Annotated in this window: 20 protein-coding genes; 9 read left to right on the plus strand and 11 right to left on the minus strand. The window is 70.3% G+C overall.

The features are described 5' to 3' along the window. Nucleotides 1–196 precede the first annotated feature (196 nt). Entirely contained in the window at nt 197–877 is a 681-nt protein-coding gene (phoP, locus tag E4099_RS00580) for a two-component system response regulator PhoP (protein WP_135336869.1), read from the minus strand. Continuing rightward, nucleotides 874–2,229, minus strand: coding sequence for a two-component system sensor histidine kinase PhoR (gene phoR / locus E4099_RS00585; protein ID WP_135336870.1), 1,356 nt, complete (start codon nt 2,227–2,229; stop codon nt 874–876). Before phoR ends, phoP begins: the two co-directional genes overlap by 4 nt. A 505-nt stretch (nt 2,230–2,734) precedes the next feature. Here phoR and phoU point away from each other — a divergent pair. The 3 genes from phoU (at nt 2,735) to E4099_RS32750 (ending at nt 5,593) form a co-directional block, all read left to right on the plus strand. Continuing rightward, nucleotides 2,735–3,412, plus strand: a complete 678-nt coding sequence (gene phoU / locus E4099_RS00590) for a phosphate signaling complex protein PhoU (RefSeq protein ID WP_135336871.1) — start codon at nt 2,735–2,737, stop codon at nt 3,410–3,412. Between the two features lie 600 nt (nt 3,413–4,012). Continuing rightward, nucleotides 4,013–4,753 (plus strand): DUF4097 family beta strand repeat-containing protein, encoded by a 741-nt coding sequence (locus E4099_RS00595; protein WP_135336872.1) that lies wholly within the window; start codon nt 4,013–4,015, stop codon nt 4,751–4,753. A 276-nt stretch (nt 4,754–5,029) separates the two neighbouring features. Beyond that, nucleotides 5,030–5,593, plus strand: a complete 564-nt coding sequence (locus E4099_RS32750) for a hypothetical protein (protein ID WP_167828244.1) — start codon at nt 5,030–5,032, stop codon at nt 5,591–5,593. An 80-nt stretch (nt 5,594–5,673) separates the two neighbouring features. On the opposite strand, the gene E4099_RS00600 is transcribed toward E4099_RS32750, so the two are convergent. Then, nucleotides 5,674–6,435 carry a phosphoglyceromutase gene (locus E4099_RS00600; protein WP_135336873.1) on the minus strand — a complete coding sequence of 254 codons (762 nt, stop codon included), beginning with the start codon at nt 6,433–6,435 and terminating at the stop codon, nt 5,674–5,676. A 252-nt stretch (nt 6,436–6,687) separates the two neighbouring features. Here E4099_RS00600 and E4099_RS00605 point away from each other — a divergent pair, with 252 nt between their 5' ends. Beyond that, entirely contained in the window at nt 6,688–8,037 is a 1,350-nt protein-coding gene (locus E4099_RS00605; RefSeq protein WP_135336874.1) for an MDR family MFS transporter, read from the plus strand. 85 nt (nt 8,038–8,122) lie between these two features. Here E4099_RS00605 and E4099_RS00610 read toward each other — a convergent pair whose 3' ends face one another. Both E4099_RS00610 and E4099_RS00615 read right to left on the minus strand, forming a co-directional pair. Further along, nucleotides 8,123–8,377 carry a hypothetical protein gene (locus tag E4099_RS00610; RefSeq protein ID WP_135336875.1) on the minus strand — a complete coding sequence of 85 codons (255 nt, stop codon included), beginning with the start codon at nt 8,375–8,377 and terminating at the stop codon, nt 8,123–8,125. Further along, entirely contained in the window at nt 8,364–8,837 is a 474-nt protein-coding gene (locus tag E4099_RS00615; RefSeq protein ID WP_135336876.1) for an ATP-binding protein, read from the minus strand. Before E4099_RS00615 ends, E4099_RS00610 begins: the two co-directional genes overlap by 14 nt. A gap of 248 nt (nt 8,838–9,085) precedes the next feature. Between E4099_RS00615 and E4099_RS00620 the strand changes: the two genes are divergently transcribed. The 5 genes from E4099_RS00620 to E4099_RS00640 all read left to right on the plus strand — a co-directional run bounded on the left by E4099_RS00620 (nt 9,086) and on the right by E4099_RS00640 (nt 12,840). Beyond that, the gene (locus tag E4099_RS00620) at nt 9,086–9,940 is read left to right on the plus strand and encodes a Scr1 family TA system antitoxin-like transcriptional regulator (protein ID WP_135336877.1); all 855 of its coding nucleotides are present in this window, start codon (nt 9,086–9,088) and stop codon (nt 9,938–9,940) included. A 9-nt stretch (nt 9,941–9,949) separates the two neighbouring features. Further along, the gene (locus E4099_RS00625; protein WP_135336878.1) at nt 9,950–10,141 is read left to right on the plus strand and encodes a DUF397 domain-containing protein; all 192 of its coding nucleotides are present in this window, start codon (nt 9,950–9,952) and stop codon (nt 10,139–10,141) included. Nucleotides 10,142–10,395: 254 nt separating this feature from the next. After that, complete coding sequence (locus E4099_RS00630; RefSeq protein WP_135336879.1) at nt 10,396–10,695, plus strand: hypothetical protein; 300 nt, start codon at nt 10,396–10,398, stop codon at nt 10,693–10,695. A 1-nt stretch (nt 10,696) separates the two neighbouring features. Further along, nucleotides 10,697–11,662 (plus strand): ATP-grasp ribosomal peptide maturase, encoded by a 966-nt coding sequence (tgmB, locus tag E4099_RS00635; protein WP_135336880.1) that lies wholly within the window; start codon nt 10,697–10,699, stop codon nt 11,660–11,662. Then, nucleotides 11,659–12,840, plus strand: a complete 1,182-nt coding sequence (locus tag E4099_RS00640; protein WP_245244446.1) for a methyltransferase domain-containing protein — start codon at nt 11,659–11,661, stop codon at nt 12,838–12,840. Before tgmB ends, E4099_RS00640 begins: the two co-directional genes overlap by 4 nt. A 29-nt stretch (nt 12,841–12,869) precedes the next feature. On the opposite strand, the gene E4099_RS00645 is transcribed toward E4099_RS00640, so the two are convergent. From E4099_RS00645 to E4099_RS00670, 6 genes are all read right to left on the minus strand, one after another. Continuing rightward, on the minus strand, nt 12,870–13,181 hold the full coding sequence (locus E4099_RS00645) for a gas vesicle protein K (RefSeq protein WP_135336909.1): 312 nt from the start codon (nt 13,179–13,181) through the stop codon (nt 12,870–12,872). Between the two features lie 58 nt (nt 13,182–13,239). Further along, nucleotides 13,240–13,506 carry a gas vesicle protein gene (locus tag E4099_RS00650; protein ID WP_135336882.1) on the minus strand — a complete coding sequence of 89 codons (267 nt, stop codon included), beginning with the start codon at nt 13,504–13,506 and terminating at the stop codon, nt 13,240–13,242. Next, nucleotides 13,503–14,315, minus strand: coding sequence for a GvpL/GvpF family gas vesicle protein (locus tag E4099_RS00655; RefSeq protein WP_245244448.1), 813 nt, complete (start codon nt 14,313–14,315; stop codon nt 13,503–13,505). The genes E4099_RS00650 and E4099_RS00655 overlap by 4 nt, the downstream gene beginning before the upstream one ends. Before the next feature lie 109 nt (nt 14,316–14,424). Beyond that, entirely contained in the window at nt 14,425–15,015 is a 591-nt protein-coding gene (locus E4099_RS00660; protein ID WP_135336883.1) for a gas vesicle protein, read from the minus strand. 21 nt (nt 15,016–15,036) lie between these two features. Further along, nucleotides 15,037–16,179: an SRPBCC family protein gene (locus E4099_RS00665; RefSeq protein ID WP_135336884.1), complete on the minus strand. Its 1,143-nt coding sequence runs from the start codon at nt 16,177–16,179 to the stop codon at nt 15,037–15,039. After that, nucleotides 16,172–16,741, minus strand: coding sequence for an ABC transporter substrate-binding protein (locus E4099_RS00670; protein ID WP_135336885.1), 570 nt, complete (start codon nt 16,739–16,741; stop codon nt 16,172–16,174). The genes E4099_RS00665 and E4099_RS00670 overlap by 8 nt, the downstream gene beginning before the upstream one ends. Nucleotides 16,742–16,773 lie beyond the last annotated feature (32 nt).

Below are 16,773 nucleotides of genomic sequence, written 5' to 3' on the forward strand. Positions count from 1 at the left end.
CGGAACCGCTCGGGCCGGCGCGGGCCTGAGCGGGACCGCGGCTTGGCCGGTCCGTGGCTGAGCGGAGGCGCCGCGGTCCGGCACCCCGAGCGGGCCCGCACCGTGGCGCGGCCGAGAGTAGGACATGCGCGAGGGCGGCCGTCCGGAGGATTCCGGACGGCCGCCCTTTGCACAGTGCTCGCGGGTGCGGCGCCGATCAGGGCTCGAACTTGTAGCCGAGGCCGCGGACCGTGACCAGGTAGCGGGGCGCGCCCGGGTCCGGCTCGATCTTCGCGCGCAGCCGCTTGACGTGGACGTCCAGGGTCTTGGTGTCGCCGACGTAGTCCGCGCCCCAGACCCGGTCGATCAGCTGCATGCGGGTGAGCACCCGGCCCGCGTTGCGCAGCAGCATCTCCAGCAGGTCGAACTCCTTCAGCGGCAGGTCCACCTTGCCGCCGCCGACCGTCACCACGTGCCGGTCCACGTCCATCCGCACCGGTCCGGCCTCCAGCGCGGCGGGGGCCACCTCCTCCGGCACGCCGCGGCGGCGCAGGACGGCACGGATGCGGGCGACCAGCTCGCGGGAGGAGAAGGGCTTGGTGACGTAGTCGTCGGCTCCTATCTCCAGACCGACGACCTTGTCGATCTCGCTGTCCTTGGCGGTCACCATGATGACCGGGACGTTGGAGCGGCTGCGGAGCTGGCGGCAGACCTCGGTGCCGGGCAGCCCCGGCAGCATCAGATCGAGCAGCACCAGGTCGGCGCCGTTGCGCTCGAACTCGTCCAGGCCCTCGGGCCCGGTAGTCGCGATCGCGACCTCGAAGCCCTCCTTGCGGAGCATGTACGACAACGCGTCGCTGAACGACTCTTCGTCCTCGACGACGAGCACTCGGGTCACGGAAGGACCTCCGGGGAGAGTGGATCGTTGGTGAAGGTCTCGTACGCCCGGTCCTGGTCCTCGCCTTCGAGGTCCTCGGGACCGAGCAGTGAGCGGCTGCCGTGGCGGCCCTCGCGGGCCGCCTCGGCTTCGGCGCGGTCCCGGGCACTGCCGGGTTCCGGGAGTCGCAGGGTGAACGTGGAGCCCTGGCCTTCGGCGCTCCACACCGTGACCTCCCCGCCGTGCGAGGCGGCCACGTGCTTGACGATGGCGAGACCGAGGCCGGTCCCGCCGGTCTGCCGCGAGCGGGCCGGATCGACGCGGTAGAACCGCTCGAAGATCCGCTCGCGGTCCTTCTCCGAGATGCCGATCCCCTGGTCGGTGACCGCGATCTCGATCATTCCGGCGGGGCCGCCGGCCGGGCCGGGGATGCGGCGGGCGGCGATGCCCACCCGGGTACGGGCCGGGCTGTAGTTGACGGCGTTCTCCACCAGGTTGCCCAGGGCCGCCGCGAGCTGGCCGCGGTTGCCCCAGACCCGCAGGTCCTCGGTGCCCTGCCGCCCGCCGCCCTCGGAGGAGTGCCCCGCGGGGGCCACCACGTTGGTGGCCATGGTGATCTGCTTGGTACCCGCCTGGTGGCGGCAGCGGTCGATGGCCTCGGCCACCAGCTCGTCCACCCGGACCGGCTCCGCGTCCTCCAGTGGGTCGTCGTTCTGCACCCGCGAGAGGTCGATCAGCTCCTGCACCAGGTTGGTCAGCCGGGTGGCCTCGATCTGCATCCGGCCGGCGAACCGGGTGACCGCCTCGGGGTCGTCGGAGGCGTCCATCACGGCCTCGGAGAGCAGCGACAGCGCGCCCACCGGGGTCTTGAGCTCATGGCTGACGTTGGCCACGAAGTCGCGGCGGACCGCTTCGATCCGCCGGGCCTCCGTGAGGTCCTCGACCAGCAGCAGCACCAGCCGGGAGCCGAGCGGGGCCACGCGGGCGGAGACCGCCAGCGCCTCGCCCCCGCGGCCGGTGCCGCGGCGCGGCAGGTCCAGTTCGATCTGGCGTATCTCGCCGTCCCTGCGGGTGTCGCGGGCCATCGCGAGCATCGGCTCCACCGCGAGCTTCCCACCGCGCACCAGTCCGAGGGCGTACGCGGCGGAGCTGGCCTTGACCACCGCGTCCGCCTCGTCCAGCACCACCGCCGAGGAGCGCAGCACCGAGAGCACGGTGTCCACGCCGGGCGGCAGGGCGGCCTCGGTGTGCAGGGAGGAACGGGTGGGCCTGGCCTGGTCGCGCTCGCTCCAGCGGAACGCCAGCATGGCGATGACACCGGTGCACAGACCGGCGACCGCTGCCAGTGCGGCGACCGCCGCGTCCACGTTCATGCGTCCAGGTTATGCACGGAATGCGAGGGCTCCACAGCCTCGGAAGCGATCGCTCGAACAGACGTTGCCGAGAGTTCACCGAGGGGTCGGCCCTGATTCACTCCGCACGACCCGTGTACCGCCCAGGCATACCGCCGGTTTCCCGTGATCCCGCCGCTCTGACCGCCTCCGGCGCAGGTCGGAGGGTTGTGAGCAGCGCCACCCGCCGAGACGCCGGGGGGAACGTGCGTTACCCAGAGTTCACCGAGGGGACCATCCCGATTCACACGAGGTGCTGGAGCCCGACGTGTTCCCACTCGAGCGTGGGACCGTGGGGAGGGGCGCGCGACCAGTCCGGCGCGCTCCCCGCACCGCGTAGCCGTCAACACCCTGCCCACCAGGCACCCCGGACGTGCGGGAGCACCTGCGGGGACGCGTGCAGGGAACAGGGTGCGCAGGATGAGTACGCGGGACACACCACGGACACCGAACGCCCCCGGGGCGCGAGAGCGAGAGAAGGTCACTGATGCGGGACGCCTACCACGAGGAGCTCGATTCGATCGGCGAAGACCTGGTCGAGATGGCCCGGCTGGTCGGTTCGGCCATCGGCCGCGCCACCACGGCGATGCTCGACGCGGACCTCAAGCTCGCGGAGAGCGTCATAGCCGCCGACGAGAAGGTCGACGACCTCCAGCGCGACCTGGAGCAGCGCGCGATAACCCTGCTGGCCCGCCAGCAGCCGGTCGCCACCGATCTGCGGATCGTCGTCACCAGCCTGCGGATGAGCGCCGACCTGGAGCGCTCCGGCGACCTGGCCCAGCACGTCGCCAAGCTGGCCCGGCTCCGCTTCCCGGCCTCCGCCGTCCCGGGCGACCTGCACGCCACCATGCTGGAGATGGGCCAGCTCGCCCAGCGCCTGATGGCCAAGGCCGCCGAGGTGATCATCACCAAGGACATCGACCTGGCGATGCAGCTGGAGCACGACGACGACGCGATGGACCTGCTGCACCGCACGCTCTTCCAGCACCTGATGGACGACCGCTGGAAGCACGGCATAGAGACCGCCGTGGACGTGACCCTGCTGGGCCGCTACTACGAGCGCTTCGCCGACCACGCGGTGTCCGTCGCCAAGCGGGTGGTCTACCTGGTCACCGGCGAACACGCGGACGAACTCCCCACCCCCGAGCCGGTCGAGGGCACCTGACCACCCACGCGCCCGCTGGTGCGGTACGGGTTGGGGGGTGGCCGGCCCTCCTGCCGTAGAGGATGGTCCGGGGCGGGATGCGGGCGCCCGCGCCGGGCCGCGCCCCCGCCGCGCGCCGTTGGTGCGCGGGAGCGCACCTCGGGTGCGCCGCGGACGCGCCGTTGATGCGCCGGGGCCCCCAGGAGTGCAATGGACGGCAGGACCGAGCCGATCCCAGGAGGTCACCGATGCCTACCGCACATCCGGCCAGCCCCACGTCCCACGCCACCTCGAGCAACTGCTCCTGCGGCCCCGGCTGCTCCTGCGGCTGCCAGTCCGGCGGCTCGTGCAGCTGCGGCGGAGGCTGCGGCTGAACGACGCGCCCGCACCCACCGAAGGGCCCTCGACCGGACACTACCGGCCGGGGGCCCCGCCGGTGCCGAGCCGCGTCCACCGCCGCCCGACCCCGGGTGTACCCCTACGCCCACTTCCACCACACCTAGGGGCTGCCTCCCCCCGCATCCCTCCCGAGACGGACCCGCAGACCGATCGTGCGGGGGATCTCCGCCACGGGCACGTGATGGGACGCTGTGATCAGCGAGCACCATCGAGGGGGAAGTGATGATCCACCGTTCGGCAGTCCGCCTGCTCAGCGCCGCCGGCGCCGCCACCACCGCGGTCGCGCTGCTCTCCGCCTGCTCCATGCTGGGGCCGGACAAGCACCGCGAGGTCAGCTACGAGGTGGGCGCACCGGTGCACAAGCTGGTCATCAAGGGGGGCACCGGGGACATACGGGTGGTCGGCGGCGGTTCGGCGGTCAACGTCACCGAGAAGCAGAACTACAAGAGCTCCGCACCGCACACCACCCACACCACCGCCGACGGCACACTGACCCTGACCTACGACTGCCATGACTGCGGCGTCGACTACGACGTACGGGTTCCGACCGGTACGACGGTCTCCGTCACCACGGACACCGGCGACGTGTCACTCACCGGGGTGAGCGGCTCGGCGACGGCCAGGACCGACACCGGCGATGTGTCACTCACCGCGATGGGCGGCCCGGTGACGGCCGGCAGCAACACCGGCGACGTCTCCGGGATCCGGCTCAAGGCCGCACGGGCACGTTTGAGCACGCAGACCGGCGGTGTCCGGGCGACGTTCAGCAACGCCCCGTCCGCCGTCCACGCCACCAGCCAGACCGGCGGAGTCCGTATCGCCGTCCCACCTGGCGCGCCGTACGCGGTCCGGGCCGAGGCTCAGACCGGCAAGGTCGACGTACGGATCGAGCAGGATGACAACAGCCCACACACCATCACGGCGAAGACCCAGACCGGCGACGTCACGGTCGAGCGGACGTGAGCCCGTCAGGCGTCATCCTGTGAGATGAGGCTCCGGACCGGCCCGATGACGGTGCCGGGGCGACGGTGAACAGGCCGTCGGCGGCGGACTCGGTGGGGATCACCCCGTCCGGGCGGTCGGCCCGTGCGCCTCGTGGCCGCCATCCTTGTTCCCGCTCCGCGGCGCGGGTGCAATCCCCTCGGGCGTCCTTTGCGTATGACTTCACAAACAGCAATGGGGTTTCACCACCCATCTCGGCCCCCGCCTTCTCCCTCCGCAAGAACACCTGGAGTCATCATGAACTCCGCCTCTGTCGCCGACGTCACCCTGCGGGGCCTGGGGGTCTGCTGCGCCGTGGGAAATGTGGTGCTGCACGGTCTCCTCGTCCCCGATCACCTTGAGGAGAAGTTCTACATCGGCCTCCTGTTCGCCGTGGGCAGTGCCGTCATGCTGGTGGTGACGGTGGGGCTGGTGACCTTGAAACGCCCGATGGGCGCCTGGCTGACTGGCGCCTTCGTCAGCCTCGGCATGATCGTCGGTTTTCTGCTGTCGCGCACCGTCGGCCTGCCGGGCGGCTACTACGAACCCGGTTGGGAGCTGCCATACGGCCCCCTGTCCTTGATCGTCGAGGCGGGCTTCATCCTCGCCTTTCTCGCCTGGGCGGGGCAGAGGTCGCGGCCCCGTACTGTCCGGAGGCCGTCGGAGGCACCAGACCGTACGCGCATCGCGCCGGGTCGTCGGAGTGGAAGCACTGAGGCCGACGCCTTTCCGATCGACGTCCGATCGGCGACGCGTCGGCGATCGGACGTCGATCGGAAACGCGCCACGTCGTCCGGCAGCTCGAGCCGAGCCGTGTTCTGACGGCCCACAGGCGGCCCCAGGGCAGTGCAGAGCCCCCCATCCGCGGCGAAACCGCGGGTGGGGGGCTTGACCGCTGCTGCCTACTTCTTCTTGCCCTGGTTCTTGACCGCTTCGATGGCGGCCTTGGCGGCCTCCGGGTCGAGGTAGGTGCCGCCGGGGACGACGGGGCGGAAGTCCGCGTCCAGCTCGTAGGAGAGCGGGATGCCGGTGGGGATGTTCAGGCCCGCGATGTCCGCGTCGGAGATCCCGTCGAGGTGCTTGACCAGCGCGCGGAGGCTGTTGCCGTGCGCGGCCACCAGGACCGTGCGGCCGGCCAGCAGGTCCGGGAGGATGCCGTCGTACCAGTACGGCAGCATGCGGTCGACGACGTCCTTGAGGCACTCGGTGCGCGGGCGCAGCTCGCTGGGGATCGACGCGTAGCGCGGGTCCTCGCTCTGCGACCACTCGGTGCCGTCCGCCAGCGCCGGCGGCGGGGTGTCGTACGAGCGGCGCCACAGCATGAACTGCTCCTCGCCGAACTCGGCCAGGGTCTGCGCCTTGTCCTTGCCCTGGAGCGCACCGTAGTGGCGCTCGTTCAGCCGCCAGGAGCGGTGGACCGGGATCCAGTGGCGGTCGGCGGTCTCCAGGGCCAGCTGCGCGGTGCGGATGGCGCGCTTCAGCAGGGAGGTGTGGAGCACGTCGGGGAGCAGGCCGGCCTCCTTGAGCAGCTCACCGCCGCGGATCGCCTCCTTCTCGCCCTTCTCGTTGAGGTTGACGTCCACCCAGCCGGTGAACAGGTTCTTCGCGTTCCATTCGCTCTCGCCGTGGCGGAGGAGGATCAGCTTGTACGGTGCGTCGGCCATGCCTCTGAGCGTAGATGACACCCCGCGGGCGACCGCTGCCAGGCCGCCGGGGCCCGCCGCCGCGCCGTCCGGTGTGCGCGGCCGGTATTCCCACCGTCGGGACGTTTGACGGGTCGCGTCAATTGACTGGCGTGCGAGGAACACCGGAGCGTAAGTTACGCAGGCCGTTGGAGCCACTTACACCCGTCGCCGACCTGCACGGCTTCCCGTCGTGCCGATCGAGCGCGCCCGCATACCAGGGGGAGAGAACCCATGTCCGCAGCCGCCGTCAGACGGGCCCTGCGAGAGAGTGTCTCGGGGCTCCCCCGGGACTTCTGGTGGCTGTGGACCAGCACCCTGATCAACCGGCTGGGCGCCTTCGTGGCCACCTTCCTGGCCCTGTACCTGACCGTGGAGCGCGGCTACTCCGCCACCTACGCCGGACTGGTCGCCGCCCTGCACGGTCTGGGCGGGGTGATCTCCTCGCTGGGTGCCGGGGTGATGGCGGACCGGCTGGGACGCCGGCCCACCCTGCTGATCTCCCAGAGCGCGACCGCCGCCGCGGTGGCCGCGCTCGGCTTCGTCCAGCACCCGATGGCCATCGCCGGTGTCGCCTTCCTGGTCGGCATGGCCTCCAACGCCTCCCGCCCGGCGGTCCAGGCGATGATGGCCGACATCGTGGCCCCCGAGGACCGGGTGCGGGCCTTCTCCCTGAACTACTGGGCGATCAACCTGGGCTTCGCCATCTCCTCCACCGCGGCGGGCTTCATCGCCCAGTACAGCTACCGGGCCGGCTTCCTCGGCGAGGCCGTGATGACGCTGGCCTGCGCGGTGCTGGTCTTCATCAAGCTGCCCGAGTCCCGCCCCGAGCGGGCCCCGGTCGCCGGCCCCGCCGCCGAGCCGGAGACCGGCCTGGGCACCGTGCTGCGGGACGGCCGCTTCATGAGCGTGGTGGGCCTCTCCTTCCTGATCGCCCTGATCTTCCAGCAGTCCTCGGTGGCGCTCCCGGTGACCATGGGCCTGGAGGGCTTCTCCAGCTCCGACTACGGCATGGTGATCGCGGTCAACGGCGTCCTGATCGTGGCCCTGCAACTCCCCATCACCCGGATCATCGAACGCCGCGACGCCCGCCTGACGCTGATGGTCTCCGCGCTGCTCGCCGGATACGGCTTCGGGCTCACCGCCTTCGCGGGCTCGCTGGGCGTGTACGCGCTCACCGTCGCCGTCTGGACCCTCGCCGAGATCATCAACTCCCCCACCCAGATGGGCCTGGTGGTACGGCTCTCCCCCACCCATGCCCGCGGTCGCTACCAGGGCGTCTACACCATGTCCTGGTCGGTGGCGGCGCTGGCCGCGCCGCTGATGTCCGGTCAGATCATCGACCGCTTCGGCGCCGCCTGGCTGTGGGCCGCCTGCGCCGCGATCGGCACCCTCGCCGCCGCCGGCTACTGGCTCCTCCTGCGCACCCTGCCGACCGAACCGCGCGGGAAGGCCGCGGGTACGGGGGCCGGTGCCGGTACGGAGGCCGGTACGGGTGCGGAGACCGGTCCCGGCAAGGAGGCCGGCGGCGCGCCGGAGGCCGGGGACGGTACCCGGTCGGACTCGGCGTCCATGGCCTCCTGACGGGCACCAGCCGCCGGTCGGTGGCATCACCCACGCATGAGAGGCGCCCCCGCCCGGCCCGCACGGCCCGGGCGGGGGCGCCGCCTCAACGGCGGCTTCGGTGGTCCGGCGACCGACCACGGGCATGCCGCCCGCGCCCCGGCGGGATCCGGGGTGCGATCTCGACACGGACAGGGGCCTGCCAGCACAGACAGGTGTAGGTGCCCCCGGGCTCGTCCAACGGCGGCGTGACACCGCGCTGCCCACTGGGCATCCAGGCGAAGAGCGCGACCAGGACGAGGAGGCTGACGCAGATCGCGACGACCATGCACGTCAGCAGGAAGCCGTCAGTACTCGTCATCGGCCCTCCCGTTCGCGACGGAATCCAGCAGGAACCACACGGACTTGCGCTCCGGGGCCGCACGGCCGTAGATGGTGGTGCCCCACAGATCGGCGTACCTGCTGACCAGCCGCAGTCCTCGGCCGTGCTCGGGGATGTCACTCTCGTTCGCCTGCGGCACCACGACGCCTTCGGGCATGTCGTCGTGAACGTGCACGGTCAGCCTGCCGGCGGCGAGTAGGGCCTCGACCGTGATCACGGTGGTGGCGGTGTGCTTGTGCGCGTTCGCGACAAGCTCCGTCACGCACAACTTCGCAGCCTCGACAGGTTTCTCGGCGACACCCGCCGACAGCAGAAGGTTCGCGAGGAACAAGCGGGCGAGTCCCGCCATGGTCGGACTGCTCGGCCCCGTCAACGAGTAGGCGTGAAGCGGCAGTTCAGGTGGCGCCGACGGCGCCGTTAAGGCAGATGTGATCTTCATTCGACCTCTCCCAACGCGGGTACGGCTCGCGCCGCTCACCACCGTGGCCCGGTCACCCCCCAGGGGCGCCCCACAAGAGGGCACGCGGATGACTGCACTGCGGACTTACTGGCGTGCGACGCGGTGCTGGGAAGCACCGTAGCGCGCCCGTCTCACAAGTTGTACCCCTCGGAAGCAGAAGTGATACGAGGTGGACCACTCCGAGGTACCAGGCCAAACTGAGAAGCCACATGAGAAGGGGAGGCCAGATGCCACCGAGGAAGGCGCCGACCGCTCGTCAACGACGGCTGGCCGCGGAGCTTCGGAAGATGCGCGAACACGCCGGGCTCACCATAGGCGACGCCGCTCAACTCCTCAGCACAGACCGAACCACAATAAGCAATATCGAATCTGGCCGCTTTGGCGTGAGTGCCGATCGAGTGCGCACATGGTCGACGAACTACGCCTGCCCCGACGCAGCGTATGTAAATGCACTCGCCAGCATGGCCGAGGAGCGGGGAAAAGGGTGGTGGGAGCAGCACCGCACCACGCTGTCGACAAGCGCGCTTGACCTCGCCGAACTCGAATATCACGCCCGGAGCCTCACCGTTTTTCAGGTGGTATACGTCCCCGGCTTGCTTCAAACCGAGGAGTACGCACGCGCACTGTTCAGCCAGACGGTTCCCGAACTCTCCGCCATAGAGGTCCAGCGACGAGTGTCGCATCGAATGCAACGAAAGTGCATCCTCGAGCGCTCCCCGCAAGGCACCGAGTGCACCTTCATCATCCACGAGGCAGCACTGCGGATGCTCTTCGCGGGCCAGGATGGCCAGCGGCGCCAACTCGATCGACTCGCTGAACTCAGCGAACAAGATCGCATCACCATTCGCATCATCCCGTTCTCGGCGGGAGCGTTCCCTGGCGCGAACAGTTCCCTCACGTACGCCTCCGGACCGGTCCCGCAACTCGACACGGTATCACTCGACACGGCGCACGGATCGCTTTTCCTGGATGCCGAAAACCACCTGGAGAATTACCGCAGCATCCTGCGCCGAACGCTAAAGGTTTCCCTGGCTCCAAACGAGTCACGGGATTTCATTCACACCATGGCCAAACAACTGTGAAGGCACCCAATGTCTGAGATCAACTGGCAAAAGTCCTCTTTTTCGGGTGACAGGGATGACTGCGTCGAGGTGGGGCAGGCCGGCGACAGCATCCTCATGCGTGAAAGCGATGAACCCCACGCGGTCATCACCACCACGCGCGAAAAGCTCGCCGCGTTTATCCTCGGAGCAAAAGCAGGCGAATTCGATCATCTGATCTAACGCTCACCCGCCGGGACGAGCCCGGCCTGCATACGCCCGTGACCCGTATCAACTGTTGGCATATGCCGTCTCTCGGATTAGACGTACAACTATTGATACGGGCCCGCGAAGAGCGCTACGGTCGCTCCACGTGCCGCCTGGGCGACCGACTGTCAGTCCTCCCCCTGCCCGAGGCATGTGTGCCTGCGGGCAGTTCGCAGGGCCGCTCCGCTTGGACAACAGTGGGGCAACCGACAGCGAGAGGAGCACCACCAGTGTTAGCCGCGCTCGCCCACCCTCTTGAGGGGTTCCCCCTCACCGCCGAAGGCGGATCCCTTCCGTACAGCAGCGAGGCCCCCACCGGCCCGAACACCCGTCCGTGGATTCTCCGCCACGTCCAGCGCCCGGACGCCACCCAGGCCATCGTCAAGCCGGCCGCGGTCTACGACGAGCAGGCGCAGATGTCCATCAGCATCTACGACGGTCCGCTGCCCTACATGGCCACCCACAGCCCGACAGTGCCGGACGGAAACGTCAAGAATCCGCCGCCGCTGGACGAGGGCGCCAAGGACTGACATGGGCAACATCCTCGTGATCGCCGCCCGTGACGACTGGCCGACGGACCGCGTCGTCAAGGTGCTGGCGGACCGAGGCGCGGAGGTGTTCCGCATGGACGCCGCAGAGTTCCCGCAGCAACTCACCCTCGCCGGGCGTATCGACGCCCGGCGAGGGTGGACCGGCGGACTCACCAACGCACACCGCGCCGTCGACCTCGCCGACATCCAGGCTGCCTACTACCGCAGGCCCACCGCGTTCCAGCTGCCCAAGGGCATGTCCGAACCCGAGCGCAGGTTCGCCGCCGCCCAGGCGCGCGCCGGACTCGGCGGCATCATCACCGCCCTTGACTGCCGATGGGTCTCCGACCCCGCCGCCATGTCCCGCGCCGAGTACAAGCCACTCCAGCTCGCCACCGCCCGACAGTGCGGACTCGCCGTACCCCCGACCCTCATCACCAACAGCCCCGACGCCGTCCGGGCATTCGCCGGCGACATTGCCGGCCCGATCATCTGTAAGCCGGTCGCCTCGCCCGTACTCATCGAGGACGACGAGCTGAAAGTCGCCTACACCCGCCGCATCACTGAGGACGACCTCGCCGACCTGCGCGGCATCGACACCACCGCCCACCTGTTCCAAGCCTGGATCGAGAAGGCATACGAGGTGCGCCTCACCGTGGCCGGCGACCGCCTGCTCGCCGCAGAAATCCACAGCACCACCAGCGCCGGCCAGACCGACTGGCGTAGCGACTACCAGTCCCTCTCCTACCGGGTCACCGACACACCGCCCGTGATCGGTGACGCGGTGCGCCGCCTCATGCGCAGGCTCAACCTCCGGTTCGGTGCCCTCGACTTCATCGTGTCTCCTGACGGGCAGTGGACGTTCCTCGAGGTCAACCCGTGCGGCGAATGGGACTGGATACAACACCGGACAGGACTACCCATCGCGGAAGCCATCGCCGACGAACTGCAAGGAGTACCCGCGTGAGTACCGACCCCACGCTTGCCGACGTTCGGCCGCGACTCGGCGCTCTGGTCGACGAGCTGAGCACCGCCGGCGCGATCCGCACCCCCCGGTGGGCCGAAGTCTTCGCCTCCGTGCCACGCCACCCGTTCGTACCCCGCTGGTACAGCCAGGAGACCAACGACAGGGGACTCACCGTCTGGCGCCTGCACTCCGCGGCTGAGGACCGCGACGCCTGGCTCGCGGCCGTCTACAGCGACCAGACCCTCGTGACCGCCCTTGACCCCGAAACCGCCGAGCAGGTGGACGAGCACGCGTGGACGGGCGTGCCCACCTCTTCCGGCACCATGCCGAGTCTGCTCGCCGGCATGGTCGAAGAACTCCTGGTCCATGACGGTCACCGGGTATGGGACGTGGGTACCGGCACCGGCTACCTCACCGCCCTACTGTGCTCCCGCGTCGGCGCTGATCTCGTCTACTCCTCCGACGTCGATCCCCAGCTCGTCGACGCCGCCCGAGGGCGCCTCGCTCAGCTCGGCTACGAGCCGCACCTCGCAGCCTGCGACGCACGCGACGGCCATCCCGGTCCGGACGACGTCCAGTTCGACCGCACCATCGCCACCTGCTCAGTACCTGCCATCCCACAGGCATGGATCGAGCAGACGCGGCCCGGCGGCCTCATCGTGACCGACATCGCGCTCGGTATCGAAGGAGGTCTCGTCCGCGTCAGGGTCGACAAGGAACACGCCTCAGGCGCCTTCACCATCACAGGTGGCCGCTTCATGGCTGCCCGCGGCAACGCCACCACCTACCCGGCGAAGCACCGCGCCCCGTACGCGTCGGCCGTCGACACTCGCCGCACCGACGTCACGGCAGCGGACATCCGTGCGCACTACCCGTTCCGTCTCCTCCTCGCGTTCCACTTCCCGGCCGCCGAACTCGTCTACAGCATCGACGACGACACAGGCGCCATGGCTCTTCAGCTACAGCTGCCTGACGGCACCTGGGCCCGCACGCCGCTCTCCGGAGCGCAGACAGTCACCTACGGAGGGTCACCCGGGCTCTGGCAGGAGGTCGAGGAGGCGTGGCGGTGGTGGAACGAGCAGGACCGCCCCACACAAGACCGGTTCTGCTACCACCGCGACGCCGACGGCTGCGCCCACGTTCGCCACCTCCCGACCCGCCGCCGCTGGGCACTGTGACCAGCAACCAGGCCGGTCGGCCCGGTGGGTCAGAGCAGGGGGCCCAGGGGGCCGAGGTCCAGGTTGAGGTCGTCCATGGTCAGCCCGTATCGGTCGCACAGTTCGGCCATCCGGTCGTGGAGGAGCATCAGGGTGAGGCCCAGGCGCTCCTCCTGCTCCTCGGTGAGGCCGCCCGCGTCGACCCGGTGCAGTGCCTGCCGTTCCATGAGCTGGCGCAGCAGCTCCACGATGGTGAGCACCAGGCGCACCAGGTCCCGCTCCACGGTGTCCGGGTCGCTGTGCAGCCGCTCGGCCAGCGAGCCGGGGTGGGGGTGCAGCTCGTCGGGGCGCGCGGGGGACATCGACAGCGCGCGGGCGGCGGCCTGGGCGGCCTCCCGTACGGGGTCGGGGGACGGGCGATCAGTAGGGTTCGGCACGGTCGGCACCGTCCTCGGCGGAGCTGGTGGGCAGTTCGAGCGTCCAGGTCCGTTCGGCTTCCTCGCGGATGGCCACCACCACGGCCCGCAGGGAGACGCGGACCAGGTCGATGTCGGCGATCGACAGGATGAGGTCGCCGGTCAGCACGGCACCACCGCTGAGCAGGCGGTCCAGCAGGTCGATCAGGGCGACCTGCGGCTGCACCAGGGGGCGATCCCCGGGCTCCGCGCCCGCCGCGTGCCTGGTCATGGCGCCGGCGCCTCCTCCGGGGCACCCAGGCGACTGAAGGAGTACGGGGCCCAGGGGCCGGTGATGTCCACCCGGACGCCGGGGCGGCCCTCGGCTGCGCGCAGCACCCGGTCACGGAACTCCTCGGCCAGGTCGTGGGGGACGAGGTAGGCGTCGTTCGCGACGTTCTCGCCGGAGGTGTCGGCCAGCCGGCCCTGCTGCGGCCGGTGGCGGGCGTGCTCGGAGACCACCTCCCGGACCCCGGCGTCGATCCGGCGCACCACCTCTTCCGCGGTGTGCCAGACATCCTGGCGTTCCTGGTGGTGGTGGCGGCGTTGGCGCAGATAGGCCCGGCCCGGATCAGCCGCCTCCGCGGCGGGCGTGGTCGCCTGGGGTTCCGGCGCGGCGGGAGTGCTGACGTAGACCTTCACGCCCCACTCCGCCTGTCCGGCCAGCCGGTCCAGCAGGGCGGCGAAGGTCTGGTGGCCCTCGCGCAGCATCTGCGCCACGCGCTCCTCGTCGAGGTAGACGGTGGCCAGCCGGAGCGGCAGGACCGTGGTGTGGGCGGCGAGGGAGTCGACGACCAGGTGGTGGGCCCTGGCCGTGCGCTCCAGCCAGTCGAGGTCCTCCAGGTGCGCGGTGAGGGCCGCCTGGGAGAAGTCGGTGTCGGGTACGGGGCTGACCGCCGCCGCCAGGTCCGCCGAGCGGACCAGGGTGACGGGTCCGTCGGCGACGCCACGGCAGCCGGCCAGCGCGCTGTGCTCCAGCGGATCGGAGTACCGCACTATGGCGTAGGCGTAGCTGAGGGTGCCGGCCATCGCTCCGGCCATCGCTCCTCCCTGTTCCCTGTCGGTCTCGGTCAGTCGGTCTTCGTTCGGTCCCTGTCGGTCCCGGTCAGTCCCTGTCAGCCGGTCTTCGTTCGGTCCCTGTCAGTCCCTGTCAGTCCTCTTCTCGGTCCCGGGTGCGCCGCCTGCCACGGCTCGGTTCGGCCCCTCGGGAGCGGTCCGCCGCGCGTGGGCGTTCCGTCTCGCGGGGGCTTCGCGCGTCGCTCGGAGGTTCGGGGGTCTCGCGTGGGCGCTGCGCCTTGCGGGGACGTTCCGCCTCGCTCGTACTCTCCGCCTCGCGCGGGCTTTCCTCTTCAGGGGCCCGCTCGGTGACGGCCGGGGGCTCGGTGGTCTGCCTCCGCAGCTCCTGGACCTCGGCCCGCAGGCGCTCGTTCTGCTCTTCCAGGCTGCGCCGCTTCTCCTCGCGGGAGGACAGCTCCGGGTCCGCCCGCGAGGAGAGCGCCGGGTCGTGCTCCCACCAGTCGATGCCGATCTCCTTCGCCTTGTCCACGGAGGCCACCAGCAACCGGAGTTTGATGGTGAGGAGTTCGATGTCCAGGAGGTTGATCTTGATGTCGCCGACGATGACGATGCCCTTGTCGAGCACCCGCTCAAGGATGTCGGCCAGGTTGGCGCCGCTCCCCGACCGCTCGGGTGGGTAGAACGATCGGGCGGGGCCCCCGGGGGAGGGAACGGGCTCGGTCACGGCGGGATCGACCTCCTCGGTTCATCGCCTGGATCGGCGGGGCCGCTCTTCCTCCTCGGGCTCCTCGTCCTCGTAGGCGTCCTCGGCGTCTTCCTCGAACGTGTCCTCGTACGGCTCGTCATCGCGCTGGCCGCGGCGCCGGCTCCGCGCCTCGGGCTGGTCGTGGGCCGCGTCGTCCTCCTCGTCCTCGTCGTCGTAGGAGTCCTCGCCGTCCTCGGCGCCCTCCTCTTCCTCGTCGCCCTCGCCGTACTCGTCCTCGTCGGCCCGCTGGTCCTGCTGCTCGCCGGACGCGGCCTCCTCGTCCTCCTCCGGCTCCCGGTCCTCCTCGGCCTCCTCGTCGGGCCCGCGGACCACCTCGCCGTCGCGGATCTCTCCGCCCCAGCCGCCGGTGGCCTCTCCGCGCATGGTCAGGAAGGACCGGTAGCGCTTCAGGTCGAGGCGGGCGCGGCGGCCCTGGGCGCGCCACAGGGCGCCGGTCTTCTCGACCAAACCGTGCGGGTAGTACTCCATGACCAGCAGCACCCTGGTCAGGTTCTCGCCGAGCGGGTGGAAGGTGACCACGCCCTTGGTGGTGCCCTTGGCCCCCTCGGAGGTCCACGCGATGCGTTCGTCGGGCACCATCTCGGTGACCTTGCCCGTCCAGCTGCGGTTCGACTTGGCGATCTTCACATGCCACTGCGACTTGACGTCGTCCTCCCTTTCGACCTGCACGACGCCCTTGGCGAACCTGCTGAAGTGCTGGAACTGGGTCCACTGGTCGTACGCCTCGCGCACCGGGACACCGACGTCCACGTCCTCGATCATCAACAGGCTCTTGCCGCCGGCACCGGACCGCTTCCCCCCGCCGCCCTTCTTGCCGGTGAGCCCCTTGACCTTGTCCATCAGCGAGTCCTTGGCCATGCCCAGGACGGCCGAGCCGGGAGAGGCGCCCGAGGCCAGCCGCTGGCCGCCCTTGCCGAGGGCCGACACCAACCCCTGCGGGGCCAGACCGCCCAAGTCCCCCTGGCCGAGCTTCTCGGCCGCGCCCTCCAGTCGGTGCGTCATGTCCCCCAGCCCCTTCTCCAGGCGCGCCTGGAGATATGCCTCGGCTTCCTCGACCAGGCGGCTGGTGCCCGGATTGTCCTGGAGCCGGTCTCGCAGACCGCGCGACTTCTGCTCAGCCATCACCGGACCTCCTCGTCCTGCGCGGGCGCTCGGCCGAGGGGCGTTCGGCCGCACCGCCGTCCTTCCCGCCGCCGCGGCCCTCCCTGGAGCCGGAACCCTTGGAGCCGGACTCCTTGGAGCGCGGTGTCCGGCGCGTACCCTCGCCTCCGCCGCGGGAGGGGGACTCGGTCCGGCGCCCGGACCGGCCGCCCGCCGCGGGCTTCTTCTCCCGGCCGTCCTCTGCCTCTTCCGCTTCCTCTTGCGCTTCCTCTTCCTCGGCCTCGTCCGGCGCCGACTCCTCGCGCAGCGCCGCCGTCCGGTCGTGCAGGGTGTCGGCCAGGCGCTCCGCGCTGGAGGTCATCACCGAGGTCGCCGCCGCCTTGCCCGCGGACAGCAACTCACCGCGTACCCGCTCGTCGACGCCGCCGAGGAGGGGAGCACGGCCGAGGGCGCCGCCGAGCTGCCCGGCTCTGATGTGGCGGCCGGCCAGCAGACTGCCGATACTCAGCGCGAGCTTCGCCTTCTTGGTACGCCCCAACACGTATCCCCCCAGCACAGCCGCGCCGATCTTGGCATTGCTCATCGTCTCCACCCTCGCTTTCCTTGCCGTCCGGT

It is taken from the genome of Streptomyces palmae, assembly GCF_004684805.1.
GTDB lineage: Bacteria > Actinomycetota > Actinomycetes > Streptomycetales > Streptomycetaceae > Streptomyces > Streptomyces palmae.